At 59.2% G+C, this 627-nt stretch carries 1 pseudogene; it reads right to left on the bottom strand.

The features are described from left to right. Window positions 1-627 (bottom strand): annotated as a pseudogene (locus K0625_RS24315) (hypothetical protein); the annotation flags it as partial.

Here is a 627-nt window from a genome sequence, read left to right as displayed (position 1 = left end):
CGGTGTTGCCCGCCACATCGGTAACGGTGGCGGTGACCACAATCTCGGTGCCGCTGGCTGGTGTGTTCATGGTGACAGCCAGGCCGTTATCGAGCATGGCTTGGGTGACTACACCGCTGAACAGCTCATTGCCGTTTTGGTCGGTGACCACTAAGGTGTCGCCGACGGCGGTGCCTGCGCCTAAGGTGACGCTGATGTCAATTTGCCCCTCAAGCTCGGTGTCGTTGATGGTGCCATCGTTGTTGATGTCTTCATCGATGACCACGGTTGGGCTCGCTGGTGCGCCCGTGCCAGTGCCGTAATCGAGTAGGGCACTGTCTGAGCCCTCGCTGCTGTTACCCGCAGGGTCGGTGACCGTGGCGGTGATAACCAGGTTAGTGCCAGTTGCAGGAGGGTCCATGGTGACCGCTAGGCCATTGTCTATCATCGCTTGCGTGACGGTGCCGCTAAATAGCTCGATACCATCTTGGTCGGTGACCACTAAGGTGTCACCCACCGCGGTGCCAGCGCCTAAGGTGACAGTGGCATCGATTTGGCCATCAAGTTCCGCATCGTTAATAAAGCCATCATTATTGGCATCCTCATCAATGACCACGGTGGGGGCCGCCGGTGCGCCGGTGCCTGTGC

The organism is Shewanella nanhaiensis (assembly GCF_019457885.1).
Lineage (GTDB): Bacteria > Pseudomonadota > Gammaproteobacteria > Enterobacterales > Shewanellaceae > Shewanella > Shewanella nanhaiensis.
Note: the sequence above shows the minus strand (reverse complement) of the source record. Positions and strands in the feature narration are given on the sequence as shown.